This is a genomic window from Anabaena sp. PCC 7108, assembly GCF_000332135.1.
GTDB lineage: Bacteria > Cyanobacteriota > Cyanobacteriia > Cyanobacteriales > Nostocaceae > Anabaena.
Genome location: NZ_KB235896.1, coordinates 4,259,432 through 4,272,779, shown reverse-complemented (window position 1 = coordinate 4,272,779; position 13,348 = coordinate 4,259,432). Strand labels below are relative to the sequence as shown.

Genomic DNA, 13,348 nt, shown 5'->3' with positions numbered 1-13,348 from the left:
TTTACAAGGGTGCTGGATAACGCATATTTAACGTAATATTTTATATCATGTCCGCCTAATCACTTATCAAAAAAAATCTCCCCGTCCCCGCGTCTCCGTGTCTTGAGCGTCAGTCTAAATGATAAGTATATCTCTGACGAGACGCTACGCGAACAACTGGACATGATATTATGTGCAACCTTACATAAAATTGGTATATAGCGTTTCCCAGTCTAATGAAGTACACACAAATTTATTCCCTGTTAAGAGTTCCCTGTTCCCTAAAACTAAAAAACTTTGTATAGCAACGGACAAGGCGGTTAGGACATCTACCAATGCTAAAACTTAGACACCAAAAGAGTTTTAGCACTGTCACCTGTTAAGAGTCACCTGTTAAGAGTCACCTGCTATACCTCACGAGCATGGGAACTGCTATCAGGAATTAGGGATTCCGCGCAGTGGTACTAGTTGTTTTAACTGCTGTGACTGTTCTTCTAAGCGAATTGAAAGGCGATCGCACACCAGCTCACATATCTCAAAAATTAGGGGGTCAGTAATTTCATAATAAACACTCACCCCCTGTGGTTGCCGCTTGACAATTCCCGCTTGTGTTAATATCTTCAAATGCTTGGAAACATTTGCTTGTCCCAATCCAGTGGCTTCAATAATTTCTGTGACATTTTTGCTACCTGACTTCAAACAACAGAGAACCTGGAGGCGGCTGATTTCTGAAAGCACTTTAAAATAATCAGCAATTTGTCCTAGAGCCGCTGGTGAAGTTTTTAACATAGACAATGGCAGTCAAATATTTTTATCTACTATATTGCTATATGCTAGTATAGCATATATTGATCAATAGGACTTAGCCCTAAAACTACGCTCTACCATGCTGGTGGAATGATGACTCGATACCTTAGAAGATTGAGGTGGATGAAAATTTTGCACCAACACCACAGATGCAACTGCTAAGAGAAAATAACCAAAGGTTTTCTGAAGTTTTTGTGCCGGTACAAACTGAGCAAAGTACGCACCAGGAATTGTTCCCAAACTGGCAGCAATAATAAAGGATAAGATCAAGTTCCAATTGAGGGGGACGTGTCCTACATAGCCTAAAAAGCCGGAAATTGAATTAAAGATAATGATGAGTAGGGATGTTCCAATCGCCTTTTTTATTGGGACTTTTCCTAACAATACCAAAGCGGGAACGATCGCAAATCCACCACCCACACCAACTAATCCAGTTAATACTCCCACACCTAAACCTTCAGTCATTAACCACAACCAACAATACTTGCAGATAGGTGGGGGATAAAGTGCCAAATTTTCATCTGCTATTACAGACTGAGAACTCCTCTGAATCATAAATAGTGCTGCTAGTAACATCATCACCGCAAACAGCATCATTTGTACAGATTCGGTAACAAATGGCAGTGTGGCAATTTTTGCCCCCAGAAATGCCCCCAGCATGGTGGTAGAACCAAAAATAAAAGCAGTCTTGAAGTTGACATTTTTAGCTTGCCAGTGAGGTATCAAGCCGAGTATACTGACAGTCCCGACAATCACTAAAGTCATAGCGATCGCAGATTTTGGCGGTACACCCATCACATAAACCAAAATCGGCAACGCCAATACTGACCCACCACCACCAATTAAACCCAAGCTGACCCCAATACAGGCAGCCAGTAGATGCCCAATCATCCAGGTCATACACTGCTCCGTTGATTGTAAGGTAGTTTAACCAGCAACATCCCTAACATACAGGTATCTGTGATGCCAGCAAACATCAATCCTGCTCCCACAAAACCACTGAGAATTAAGAACCAGGGAGAAACAAAAGCACCTAGCACTGTGCCTGTAAATACCAAAGAACCTGCCACAATTTGCACCTGACGCATTAAACTAATCGGTGCATTGTCGTTAATGTTGGTGGGATAACCTGCGGCTTTCCATGCACCCAGTCCCGAATCTAAATGAGTAACCGTATTAAATCCCGCATCAAATAGCTTTTTAGCAGCCATTGTCGAGCGATTTCCAGAACGACAGTAAAGAACTACCTTTGTACTTTGATCTTGAGGAACTTGATGTGGATTAAACTGAGAAAGAGGAACCAATCTGGCGGTAGGGATATGCTCTCCTGTATACTCAGAAGGTTCTCGTACATCAATTAATGTCACAGCTTCTTGTTCAAGTAACTGCTTGAGAGTTGGAGCGTCAATAGTTTGTAATGTCTTCAAATGAGAAGTGGTCATAAAATTCTCTCCTAAATTCTTTTGTTTTTTTCTTTAATTATGCAACGCCAAATTAAGCTGCATTACCACAACGTTGATTAGCTGGTACTGCTTCCATAATTTTCTTCGGATTAGGTAAATTGAGATTTGCCATTAACTCTATAAATTGATCACGGTTTTTTCCTACCAATCGGGAGTTCCATTGCTTTTCTTCGCCAATGGTGGAAACTGTCTGACCTTTGTAGTCGTGACCGGGATAAACTAGAGTTTGATCAGATAGAGTAAACAGTTTTTTTGTAATAGCGTCATACATAACACCTGCATTCCCACTTTGGAAATCAGTCCGTCCACAACCACGAATCAGTAAACCATCTCCTGTTAATAGGTGAGTACCATTTACCAAATATGCGTTATGGCTGTTAGTGTGACCAGGAATTGCGATCGCTTCAATGTTTACATTCCCTAAGGCTAATATTTCCCCATCGTTAATAAATCTATCTGCACAAGCTGCATGGGCGTGTGCGGGTACAACTCCTAAACAACCTGTCATTTCTCGGAGTTTACCTGTTCCAGTAATATGGTCAGCGTGGATGTGGGTTTCTAAGCAGTATTTCAACGTTAACCCCAATTCTTTGAGTAAAGTGCGATCGCGTTTCACCTGTTCTAATACTGGGTCAACTAAAATCGCTTCTTTCCTCACCAGGTCAGCAATTAAATAAGTATATGTACTTGTTTCTGGATCGAACAGTTGCCGAAATAACATACTAACTGCCTCCCGATAAATTTTTTGTTGCTATTTTATTTGATGATATAACTATATAGTAATAAAATGTAAATGTCCAGTGGGGAGACAAAAAAATGGACTTATACGAAATTTCGCGTAAGTCCAGACTCCTACTAGACATCTAGTGAAAATTAAATATGCGTTTTCTAGAACCCTTGTAGAGAAGTTCTATGGGTAGGGATTCTCGGCTCTACAATCTTTTGCAGAGATGTCTACTGTATCTTAACTAGCTGCGTTCCAACCATTCATACTGGGTGGAAAACCTCGGACATTATCATAGCCCAACAGGTGTAACGACATAACTGCCATTGCAGAACGATAACCAGAGGAACAGTAAATTACTACAGGCTGTTTTTTGGGAATCTTGTCGAGGTTTTGCACCAATGTCCGCAGAGGAATATTAATAGCATCACCAATATGACCAGATGCGTACTCAGAAGGTTGTCTGACATCCACTAAAAAAACATCCTCTTGTTTGAGTAACTGTTTCAACTGAGCCACTTTCCCGACGGTGTAATAGTCTCCAGGTATAGATTTGAGGAAATTATCCACTGTTGTTTTCAACTCAGCAGTGGTGGTAGAAACTACTGCGATTTTCTGCATTGGTGATAAAGGGGATGCTAAAGCTGATGCGTTATAGTTAACACCAAAAAAGGCAGGAATAAATACGCAGAAACTCAATAGAACTATAGTTAAAAAACGTGGTATTTTCATGAGCGCAGATTTAGCTCTCCATAAAATCAAACTACTAAACCCACCAGGGTTTTTCCCCAGTCCGGGGGTCAATTTCTGTCCAGGGAGAAATTCTGATATACTCCTCTTCCAAGTTCACACTAACAAGTTTAAGAGGAAGAGGTGCAGGACCTCGTACTACTCTCCCATCGGGATCATAGCGAGAACCGTGACAGGGACATTGAAATTGATTGTCATTGGGATTCCAAGGAAAGGTACAACCTAAATGGGTACAGTTATCGAGAATTCCCCAAGGGTGCAAAGTACCATCTGACTGTATTGTTAGGTAAGTAGGTTCTGCTGCTAAACCCGCAACTAAAGCACGAGTACCAGGGGGTTCAGCTAAAATCTGTTTTGCAGGAATGAGATTTCCATGAATATCTTTAGCAAGGATAGAACCATCTTCACTTCCTTCTGTGGGAGCAATAAAGAATTTAGTCACAGGATACAACACGCTGGTGGCTGTAGTAGCCACAACTGCACCTGTGAGAAAATTTAGTAGTTGTCGCCTCGATATTGAGGGACTTTCTAGAGGAAGAGTATTGTGCATATATTTATACTTTTCATCTCCGGTATAGTTGTTGATTGCTTTGGCTAATATTTTGATTTGGTAGGGTTTGTTTACATCATTATTATATAACTATATTGCAATATTGCTAATTAGTAAATAAAATCTTTCTCAAAAATGACTCTCTTTCTAATAGACAATTTTTTCAGCGAACCCTATTTATAGCAGTCCGATTTGACTTATGAAACCACTCATAAGGTAGGGAATAGCTAAAGAAGGGGAGTAGATTAAGGTAGGGAATTTTTAAGTAGTCATTAAACCGAAAGCCCAGTCAAGGTTATACCCCTCAACCTCGCTGTCTCTAATAATTTTAAAACAATATGAAAATTTACTTGACAAGCTATATAACTATGTAGTTAAATAATAAGCATAAGGTTAACTTGCCTTGAACAACGATTAACCTCAGAATTAAACATTATGACTATTTCTCTGGAACAACGCCAAAGTAACAATCTTTGGGAGAATTTCTGCAATTGGATTACCAGTACTAACAACCGGATGTACATTGGTTGGTTTGGTGTACTGATGATTCCCGCACTTTTAACTGCAACCATTTGTTTCATCATCGCTTTCATTGCCGCACCACCCGTAGATATAGATGGTATTCGTGAACCTGTTAGTGGTTCTTTACTCTATGGCAATAACATCATTTCTGCTGCGGTTGTTCCTAGTTCCAATGCTATTGGTTTGCACTTTTATCCCATTTGGGAAGCTGCTAGTTTAGATGAGTGGTTATATAATGGCGGACCTTACCAATTAATTATTTTCCACTTCCTGATCGGTATTTTCTCTTACTTAGGTCGTCAGTGGGAATTATCTTACCGCTTAGGGATGCGTCCTTGGATTTGTATCGCCTACAGCGCACCTGTTTCTGCTGCCACTGCGGTACTATTAATCTACTCTATTGGTCAAGGTTCTTTTTCTGACGGGCTGCCTTTAGGGATTAGTGGTACTTTCAACTTCATGTTGGTACTGCAAGCAGAACATAACGTTCTCATGCACCCATTCCATATGTTGGGAGTAGTTGGGATCTTTGGTGGTTCTTTATTCTCTGCTATGCACGGTTCTCTCGTCACTTCGTCTTTAGTTCGGGAAACTACTGAAATTGAATCCCAAAACAACGGTTATAAATTCGGTCAAGAAGAAGAAACTTATAATATTGTTGCGGCTCACGGTTATTTCGGTAGATTGATCTTTCAATACGCATCTTTTAACAATAGTCGTGCTTTACACTTCTTCTTAGGTGCTTGGCCAGTAATTGGTATCTGGTTTGCTGCCTTGGGTGTATCTTCTTTTGCCTTTAACCTCAATGGTTTAAACTTTAATCACTCTATTCTTAATTCTCAAGGTAGTGTAATTAATACTTGGGCTGATGTGATAAATCGCGCCAACTTGGGAATGGAAACAATGCACGAACGCAACGTTCACAACTTCCCCTTAGATTTAGCGGCTGGAGATTTTCAACCTGTAGCTTTAGTTGCTCCTGCTATTCACGGTTAATTGACCTGAATTTAATTGATTTTCATTGCTTCAAAAACAGTGTAGGCAACCCAAGTTTAAAACGCTTTGGGTTGCTTTTTCATAACTAGTACACCACGGTTTAATTGACATATAGCAACGGACAAGGCGGTTAGGACATCTACCAATGCTAAAACTTAGACACCAAAAGAGTTTTAGCACTGTCACCTGTTAAGAGTCACCTGCTATACCTCCCAATACTTGTCGGTTAAGCTCAAAAAATAGAATTATGTAGGTTGAGTTGAGGAACGTTCACGTCATAGTGTGGCGTTGGCGGTAGCGTGCCGGAGGCATCAGCTTGACAAACTACTAGATTGATATCGGCTGCCATTAGGATAAGCTGTAGATGTGATTGATCTAACCCAAGATAACGGCTGTAAATGTCGATGAAATTCTGATTTGTTTAACTCAGCACAAACGATGATTAAGTCTATGCGTCAATCTGGTTTAATTTTAGCCATTGTTTCCATCATTTTAGCTCTCACTGCTTGTAGTAGCGGGTCAGAAAAAACAGCAACTACAGCCAGCACGTCTGCATCACAAGTTATGCGCGATCGCTGGAATAGCATTAAAAGCCGTGGTAAGCTCATCTGTGGTGTTAGTGGTGAATTACCAGGATTTAGCTTTGTCGAAACTGATGGTAAATATAACGGAATCGATGTAGATATTTGCCGCGCCGTAGCAGCAGCTGTATTTGATGATCCTGAAGCTGTAGAATACCGGAATCTCAATTCTAAAGAACGATTTACAGCCTTACAAGCTGGGGAAGTAGATATTCTCAGCCGCAACACTACCTGGACATTGAGTCGTGATACCTCTCAAGGTTTAAATTTTGCACCTGTGGTTTTTTATGACGGTCAAGCCATTATGGTTCGCAAAAGTAGCGGTATCAAATCACTAGCAGACCTCAAGGAAAAAGCAATCTGTGTCCAAACTGGTACTACTACAGAACAAAACCTAGGAGACCAAATGCGGAAAAGAAGCATAACCTATAAACCAGTGGTTTTTGAAGATGTTAATATTACCTTTGCTACCTATGCAGAAGGACGTTGTGAGGCGATTACAGCCGACCGTTCTGCATTAGTTTCCCGACGGACAACTTTACCCAAACCGGAAGATAATGTAATTCTCGATGATGTTCTCTCCTCAGAACCCCTCGCCCCAGCAGTGGTTAAAAGAGATTCTCAATGGGCTGATATCGTCAAGTGGACAGTTTATTCCTTGATAAAAGCTGAAGAATTAGGGATTAACTCTAAAAATCTGGCACAATTTACCACTACTACCGACCCAGATATCAAGCGTTTTTTAGGCACAGAAGGTAATCTTGGTGAAGGACTCGGCTTAACAAAGGACTTTGCGGCCAAGATAGTCAAGCACGTTGGTAACTATGGCGAAATTTATGATCGCAATTTGGGAACTCAGACAAAACTTAATTTAGCCCGTGGACAAAATCAACTTTGGTCAAAAGGTGGTCTACTCTATTCTCCTCCTTTTAGATAAGTAGATCAACACAAAAAAACCAATGCGTAAATAATGACTCATCATCGCTTTTGGAAAATTGCTGGACAATTAATTGCCGTATTTTTAATAATAGTTTTGGTAACAATACTCTGGAGTAATCTTAACCGCAATTTACAGCAATTAGGGATTAAATTCGGTTTTGATTTTCTGCGACAGCAAGCCTCTTTTGATATTGGCGAAAAACTAATTAACTATCAACCAACTGATACCTATAGCCTAGCTTTGTGGGTAGGTTTAATCAACTCTTTGAGGATAGCAATATTAGGAATCATCCTGACAACAATTGTTGGGGTAACAGCGGGAATTTCTCGATTGTCAGATAACTGGTTATTGCGGAATATTACCTCAGTTTATGTGGAAATATTCCGCAATACACCTTTATTACTGCAATTACTATTTTGGTACTTTGTGGTTTTCCTGGCTTTTCCTAAAGTCGAAAATAAAATTTCCCTAGGAAAGTTGGTTTACTTCAGTCAAAATGGCATAGAACTTGCTGGGTTAAGCTTTTCTCCAGAGTTTTCAGCATTATTGCTTGGGTTGACTTTTTATACAGGTGCGTTTATTGCCGAGATTATCAGGGGTGGGATTCAAGCAGTACCTAAGGGACAATGGGAAGCAGCGCAATCTCTGGGACTAAAATCTAGTTTAGCAATGCGGTTAGTGATTTTTCCCCAAGCTTTGCGGGTAATCATTCCCCCACTCACTAGTCAGTATCTCAATTTAACCAAAAATTCTAGTTTAGCGATCGCTATCGGCTATCCTGATATCTATTTTGTCGCTTCTACCACTTTTAATCAAACGGGAAAAGCCGTAGAAGTTATGTTACTAATTATTCTCACCTATCTCACTCTCAGCTTAACAATTTCTGTAATTATGAATTTGTTTAACAGCAGAGTACAAATAAAAGAAAGATAACTCATACCAATTTGATGTGAGGTTGCACATAACTCTGAAATCCATTGATTTATCTGTCTTTATCCGCGTTTATCTGCGTGAATCCGCGTACCCTATGCCTACGGCACGCTTTGCGAACGGGAAGCAAGCTACAATTATTCTATGCAGCTTCATATTAATTTGGTATTATCTGTATTTTCCTAATCACTAATCATAAATGAATAAATTAACTTGGTTACGCAAAAACTTATTTAATAACTGGTACAATAGTTTATTAACCATTGTCTGTTTGATATTTATATTTTGGACTACTAAAGGCATATTAACTTGGGCAATTACTCAAGCCCAATGGCAAGTAATTCAGGTTAATTTACACTTGTTTTTAGTTGGCAGATTTCCTAAAAGTTTATATTGGCGACTTTGGACTATTTTAGCAATAGTTATAACTCTCAGTGCGATAACTTGGGGCATATGTACAGATTTTTTAATTCCCCAAAAATTATCTAAATTAATTAAACCTTGGATTTCACCATTTTGGTTATTATCTTTGGCAATTATCTGGTCGTTAATTGGTGGTGGTTTTGGGTTAGAAACTGTATCTACAAATTTATGGAATGGTCTATTACTAACCCTATTAGTAGCAGTAGTAAGTATTGTCATTTCCTTTCCCATTGGCATTTTACTGGCTTTAGGAAGAACTAGCAATTTACCTGTAGTCCGTTGGTTTTCTATTCTTTATATTGAAATAATTAGGGGAGTTCCACTCATAGGGATTTTATTTCTGGCTCAAGTTATGCTACCACTATTTTTACCAGCAGATGTACATTTAGATAGACTATTGCGAGGAATTGCTGGATTAGTTATATTTAGTGCTGCTTACATGGCAGAAAATGTACGTGCTGGACTGCAATCAATTCCACGGGGGCAAATTGAAGCAGCAAAAGCATTAGGATTTAATACACCATTAGTAGTAATATTAATTGTCTTACCTCAAGCTTTACGCGCTGTTATTCCTGCCGTTGTTGGTCAATTTATTGGTTTATTTAAAGATACTTCCCTTTTATCTTTAGTGGGATTAGTCGAACTAACAGGTATTGCCCGTTCTATCTTGGCACAACCACGATTTATTGGTCGTTATGCAGAAGTTTATATATTTCTAGGTTTTATTTATTGGCTATTTTGTTACTCAATGTCTTTAGCATCTCGAAAATTAGAAAAGAAATTAAGTGTTGGTCATTAGTTTGGAATATTTCAGATGTACAAAAGGACACCACAAAACTTTTCAGACTGTCACCTGTTAACCCGGATTTATCACAAATAAATAAAAAAAAGGGGTCAAAAACTGCGAAAATATATATGTAGAAAGCAAACAGTTAAATAGAAGTAGGGTTAAAAGTTTTGGGGAGGGAGACATCTTCATAAACATCATTTAGGGAACAAGAAAAATTCAAACTGGTAAACTGTAATTCTTGATTTCCTCTAAAGTTATAAAGCTCCCATCTGCCTTCTGTATTACGGCGAAAACAATCAACACGCTGACGGTTCTGACTGATTAAAACATATTCTTGCAATGTTTCTAATTCTTGGTAGTCACTAAATTTATCACCTCTGTCTAAAGCTTCAGTTGAGGGTGATAAAACTTCAATAATTAAGCTAGGATAGCGTTTGAAATATTCAAAATTTGTATCTCGTTGGTCACAAGTTACCATGATATCAGGATAGTAGAATATATTTAAAGATTCGATGCGTGCTTTCATGTCAGCAACGTAAACACGACACCCAGTTCCACGAATATGATTTCTTAGTAGGGTAACTAAGTTAGCAGTAATTGTTACATGAGCATCACTTGCTCCTGCCATTGCGTAAATCTGCCCTTGGATATATTCATGTTTTATCGGGCTAGATTTTTCAGTTTCCAGGTATTCTTCTGGTGAAAAATAGGGGTGAGATTGGCTAAGAGTCATACAGCTAAATTGTTATATTTTTTCACAATTACTAATACTGGCATCAAGAGGAGGAATTTGTTCAGCAGTTAAAGTCACAATAAAAAAAGAGTTTCTACCCTGTACCTTTGCCGTTCACTCAATAGAAACTTTCAACACAATAATTCTAAAAATAATTCTAAAAATTAAAAGTTGTCCTCAACACACCAATGAAAATATCATTATTCCTAGAAATATGACCAGGGTCAGTAACAATAAAAAATCCCGGAGTAATTGCTATATTATCATTAACTAAATAGCGGTAAAAAACCTCATAATGTGTAGAATTACCACTATCAACATTAGCAATTAAATAACCATCATTCAACTTTAAAGGTTGACCGTATATAAATCCTAATAAATCACCTTTTCTCCCCAAAGGATCATATAAACCTACAGATGCTTGGTAGGTAGTGCTGAGAGCAACTGCATCTGATTTCAGGTAATCAGTAACTACTGCACCCCCCCATAAACTCAAAACTATATTATCACTGACTTGCCATTTCATACTTGCATTGAGAGCATGAATTTGAGCAGGTTCATTTAATCCTCCAGAGGTATCGGCATTACCACTACCTGTGCCAGTATCTAATTGACCATCACTAGCATAAGCATTTATATAAGCTAAACCAGTAATTAAAGACGCAGTTGGTTTATATAAAAGTTGCACTCCTAAAGCACTATGGTCTGCACCAAATACACCTTCGTTAGTGTTGTTGCTATTTCTGGTTCCGTAAGCCACTTGCAACCGCATTTTATCAGACATCAACCAATCAAAACCTAACCCAGCATCAAGACTACCAATTCTCAATAGAGAAGTTGAACCAGCGAAGGAAGAAATAGCACCTTGACCTGCGTTAGCGTAGGGAGAATTAACACTGAGAACACTACTCAGACTGAATCCTACAGGTTTAAAGGTGAAAACTACTTTATCTCCTAATCCGGCTATTCTATATTCTAAAGTGTCTAACTTTACTTGATTATCATAATCTGCTTGCCAAGCCAACCTGGCCATATTTGTGTTAAAAGCTTGAGGATTACCAAAGCTATCACCCGTGCTATTTCCTGATGTTAACCCAATTCTAAAAACGTCTTTACCATTAAAAGAAGAAGTTAATTGTAATTGAGTTAATTGGGTAAGAATTGTGTTAGTTTCACCATTACCTGGAGGCGCACCACCAGCACCTGTTGCTAGTCCGAATATAACTTGTCCAGATAATTTAGCAGTAGTAGAAAACTGTTGTGCTTCTATATTAGCATTTCGTGCTTCTAAACTATCAATTCTCCCTCTTAAAACAGATAATTCAACTGCAAATTCTGCTTGTAATTTCTGGATTTTTTCTAAGTCTTCTTTACTCACACCATTTGATAAACCTTCAGCAGATAATTCATCAATCTTCTGCATGACAGCTTGTAAACCTGCGGCAAATTCATAACGACTTATGGAATGATTACCTTTAAATGTGCCATCAGGATAACCAGCAATTACGCCGTAACGTTCAACTAAAGATTTCAAGGCTGTAAATGCCCAATCATTCACTTGTACATCAGATAACTGTGAAACTGATGTTAAACGATTGCTATCATCAGATGCTGCTGGTGTTTGAGATATATCGAAATTTTCAGGTTCTTCTATAAAAATTAATTGTGAGTTTTGTAAATTATTCGGCTGTTGAAGATTATCTGCAAAAGCTGGTAAATTTAAAGAAATTAATACCACTCCAGATAGAAGCAATAAATTTGTTGCACCCATCATTACTCCTTAAAATCAATATACAATATATATATAATTAGCGATCGCGTGCTACCCCAGTTGTCAAACTGCCACTGTAGGGAATTCCATTTTGAGGTTCTTCACCATTTACACCAAACACTTCAATTTGAGTGATTTGTCCATTAGCATTGATCACAGAACCACGGGCATTATTACCACTTAAACCAGCGTTATTACTTATTCCTGTATTACCGCCAATGTTAACAGTTCCTTTATCAAAATCAACAGTAATTTGCTTAACATCATTGGAATTATTCTCAGGAATAAAAATGGCATTATTTCCTTCAGTACGGTAGAAAGTCCCTGTAGTTACTTGTGGGTTTCTAATCCTCACCGAACCTCGAAACCGAGGATTTAAATCTCCTTCTGTTCCACCCAAAGCATCACTAAGAAAACTGCTAGTAAATCCTTGGATTCTTTTAGTTTGATTTCTTAAAGCTGCTAAAGTTTGAGTTCTGATAAAATTGATAGTCTCCTGAACTTTAGGTGCTTCTTGGGCAACTAGATTTTCTTGTCCTGGTGCCAAACCACGACTTAAGTTAGTTGATTTATAAAATCCCTGCAAATCAAATTCCTGTACTTTTCCTACCAAACCATTTCTGACAGCTACAGTTTGACCACCTTTGAGATTAACAGTTTTTTGATCTTGTTGGTCAGATATCTTAATATCTCCATCTGTGAGTGCAAAAACTTGTGTGTGATGATTTTCAGCATCATGAATTATCATCACGGCACTAGGTTTAATAGCTGGTGAAAATAGAGATGTTGCAGATAAAGATGTGGTGCTATTTGGAGAATTTACAGGATTTATTGCCAAAATACTAACTTTACTTCCTGGGGTTTCCACTTCCGTCCCCACACTACCTGGTGGACTTAAAATCAAAGCTGTGCCATTTTCTAGCTTAAAAATCATTTCATTTAAAGCTATTCGATTTGGTAATTGAAACCGACGGACACCAGGTTCAAATCTAAAAATACTCCGTTGATCTACACGAATTAAAGATTTATCATTAAAGAATAATTGCGCCTCAGAACTAACTCCTGTTCTCACAGCATCACGGGGAACCATCACATCATTTAGTTCGGCTTTCCGTGGGGTTTTATTTTGTAGTAAAAGTTCAACTGTTTTAATCAATTTATAAAGTTCTGCACGGTTTAGCGGTTGGTCTTGGGTTGCCAATACAGGAGTCATCCAAGACACTGCTAATAGACTGCTAACAACTAACTTCTGAGTTACTGATAACATCTTATTGCCCATTTCTCTCCACTTGTTATCACTAAACATAACAATAGAGTATTTTTGGACAGTATTTGTTCCCTACTTATACCAGATTAATATGAAGCTGCATAGAATAATTTAACGCGGAT

13 protein-coding genes are annotated in these 13,348 nt (G+C 38.4%); 4 read left to right on the top strand and 9 right to left on the bottom strand.

Features of this window, described 5'->3' with window-relative positions:
• Window positions 1-414: 414 nt before the first annotated feature.
• The 6 genes from ANA7108_RS0120030 to petC all read right to left on the bottom strand — a co-directional run bounded on the left by ANA7108_RS0120030 (window position 415) and on the right by petC (window position 4,273).
• Window positions 415-768, bottom strand: coding sequence for a helix-turn-helix transcriptional regulator (locus tag ANA7108_RS0120030; protein ID WP_016952607.1), 354 nt, complete (start codon window positions 766-768; stop codon window positions 415-417).
• Window positions 769-831: 63 nt separating this feature from the next.
• On the bottom strand, window positions 832-1,686 hold the full coding sequence (locus ANA7108_RS0120025; protein ID WP_016952606.1) for a sulfite exporter TauE/SafE family protein: 855 nt from the start codon (window positions 1,684-1,686) through the stop codon (window positions 832-834).
• On the bottom strand, window positions 1,683-2,228 hold the full coding sequence (locus ANA7108_RS0120020; RefSeq protein ID WP_016952605.1) for a rhodanese-like domain-containing protein: 546 nt from the start codon (window positions 2,226-2,228) through the stop codon (window positions 1,683-1,685). The genes ANA7108_RS0120025 and ANA7108_RS0120020 overlap by 4 nt, the downstream gene beginning before the upstream one ends.
• A 52-nt stretch (window positions 2,229-2,280) precedes the next feature.
• Complete coding sequence (locus ANA7108_RS0120015) at window positions 2,281-2,970, bottom strand: MBL fold metallo-hydrolase (protein ID WP_016952604.1); 690 nt, start codon at window positions 2,968-2,970, stop codon at window positions 2,281-2,283.
• Between the two features lie 243 nt (window positions 2,971-3,213).
• Window positions 3,214-3,705 (bottom strand): rhodanese-like domain-containing protein, encoded by a 492-nt coding sequence (locus tag ANA7108_RS0120010; RefSeq protein ID WP_016952603.1) that lies wholly within the window; start codon window positions 3,703-3,705, stop codon window positions 3,214-3,216.
• Window positions 3,706-3,739: 34 nt separating this feature from the next.
• Window positions 3,740-4,273: a cytochrome b6-f complex iron-sulfur subunit gene (gene petC, locus ANA7108_RS0120005; RefSeq protein WP_016952602.1), complete on the bottom strand. Its 534-nt coding sequence runs from the start codon at window positions 4,271-4,273 to the stop codon at window positions 3,740-3,742.
• 435 nt (window positions 4,274-4,708) lie between these two features.
• Here petC and psbA point away from each other — a divergent pair, with 435 nt between their 5' ends.
• The 4 genes from psbA (at window position 4,709) to ANA7108_RS0119985 (ending at window position 9,464) form a co-directional block, all read left to right on the top strand.
• The gene (gene psbA / locus ANA7108_RS0120000; protein ID WP_016952601.1) at window positions 4,709-5,791 is read left to right on the top strand and encodes a photosystem II q(b) protein; all 1,083 of its coding nucleotides are present in this window, start codon (window positions 4,709-4,711) and stop codon (window positions 5,789-5,791) included.
• A gap of 450 nt (window positions 5,792-6,241) precedes the next feature.
• Window positions 6,242-7,309: an amino acid ABC transporter substrate-binding protein gene (locus ANA7108_RS0119995; RefSeq protein WP_026104327.1), complete on the top strand. Its 1,068-nt coding sequence runs from the start codon at window positions 6,242-6,244 to the stop codon at window positions 7,307-7,309.
• A gap of 33 nt (window positions 7,310-7,342) precedes the next feature.
• Window positions 7,343-8,245: an amino acid ABC transporter permease gene (locus ANA7108_RS0119990; RefSeq protein WP_016952599.1), complete on the top strand. Its 903-nt coding sequence runs from the start codon at window positions 7,343-7,345 to the stop codon at window positions 8,243-8,245.
• A 196-nt stretch (window positions 8,246-8,441) separates the two neighbouring features.
• A complete protein-coding gene (locus ANA7108_RS0119985; RefSeq protein WP_016952598.1) occupies window positions 8,442-9,464 on the top strand; it encodes an amino acid ABC transporter permease in 1,023 nt (340 codons plus the stop codon).
• 133 nt (window positions 9,465-9,597) lie between these two features.
• On the opposite strand, the gene ANA7108_RS0119980 is transcribed toward ANA7108_RS0119985, so the two are convergent.
• The 3 genes from ANA7108_RS0119980 to ANA7108_RS0119970 form a co-directional block, all read right to left on the bottom strand.
• Window positions 9,598-10,188, bottom strand: coding sequence for a Uma2 family endonuclease (locus ANA7108_RS0119980; RefSeq protein WP_016952597.1), 591 nt, complete (start codon window positions 10,186-10,188; stop codon window positions 9,598-9,600).
• 157 nt (window positions 10,189-10,345) lie between these two features.
• Complete coding sequence (locus ANA7108_RS0119975) at window positions 10,346-11,962, bottom strand: iron uptake porin (RefSeq protein WP_026104326.1); 1,617 nt, start codon at window positions 11,960-11,962, stop codon at window positions 10,346-10,348.
• 34 nt (window positions 11,963-11,996) lie between these two features.
• Window positions 11,997-13,226, bottom strand: coding sequence for a hypothetical protein (locus tag ANA7108_RS0119970; RefSeq protein WP_016952595.1), 1,230 nt, complete (start codon window positions 13,224-13,226; stop codon window positions 11,997-11,999).
• Window positions 13,227-13,348: the final 122 nt, after the last annotated feature.